Source organism: Xenorhabdus sp. NBAII XenSa04, assembly GCF_963866145.1.
In the GTDB taxonomy this organism is placed as follows: Bacteria; Pseudomonadota; Gammaproteobacteria; order Enterobacterales; family Enterobacteriaceae; genus Xenorhabdus; species Xenorhabdus indica.
Window position 1 is genome coordinate 1 of the sequence record NZ_CAWMEB010000267.1, and the last position, 1112, is coordinate 1112.

The window sequence follows — 1112 nt, forward strand, 5'->3', positions numbered from 1 at the left end:
GCACCGGCCATTTCATCCGCCCGTGCCCGGCGATGTGCCGTGATTAACGGCTGGCCATGCTCATCCTGCTGGTGATTGCGGGCGATGGCATAAAGCGCACTTTGTAAGTCTGAGGCCACCATCTGACGTTGCTCAGCATGGCTGGTGTGGGCTGCCATCATAATGGCCTCACGAATTAACCCCCGATCCGAGCGGGTCAGGCGCTCTTCTTCTTTTTTCTCACCACCGGTGATCATCAGCCGGGCAGCAATTTCCATCTCGCCCAGAATATCGCGCTGCTCATCACCTTCATCCTGCGATTCATGCGTATCCGGAATATCAGCTTCATGAATACGCAAGTGTTGGGGGCTCAGTTGCAGCAGCTGATGCGCGTCAGCAAACAGTGCCAGACTCACGCCACAACCCGGTTTGATACCGATTTTATTGACCGTCAGCCCCAGACTGGCGTAGTAATCGGCGAGTAAACCAAAACTGTTCCCCGCTTCCACAATAAACAGGCGTGGCCGGTGGATAGCCATCAATTGAACCAGGGAAGCACACAGGGTGGCCGATTTTCCTGCCCCGGTCGGGCCAAACAATAGCAAATGCGCATTCTGGGTGCGATCCTGCTTGTTCATCGGATCAAACGTCAGTGGAGCCCCACCGCGATTAAAGAAGCTGAACCCCGGGTGCCCGGTGCCGGTTGAACGGCCGGTGACTGGCAATAGTCCCGCCAGATGTTGTACCCAGGTCAGGCGAGTAAACCAGTGTTTCTTATCCTTCTGCGGGTTAAAACACATGGGCAGGGCGCGTAAATAGGCGTTCAGCGGGGACACACTGAACTCTGGTCGCACCGGTTGTAATCCGGTCGTCAGCAGGGTTGACGATAACTGATGCACCCGATGGTTCAGGTCAGTGACATCGTTGCCCCGTACCAGAAAGGTCAGCGCACTGCGGTACAGTTTATGCCGCCGTCCCAGCAGTTCCTTCACTGTCTGCACATCCTGCCGGACACGCGCCGATTCGGTATTTTCCCCCACCGCATTTTTTGCCAGCCGGGTAAAGCTCTCTTCCAGCGTATCCTGTGCCTGCGCCACAATGGTCAAAGAAACTACGGTGCCTTCCGGCATCAT

1 protein-coding gene is annotated in these 1112 nt (G+C 56.0%); it reads right to left on the reverse strand.

Features of this window, described 5'->3' with window-relative positions; all coding sequences use genetic code 11:
• Nucleotides 1–1112, reverse strand: a 1112-nt coding sequence (locus AAC147_RS09865; protein WP_047686496.1) for a conjugative transfer ATPase, incomplete at both ends; no start/stop codon positions are given.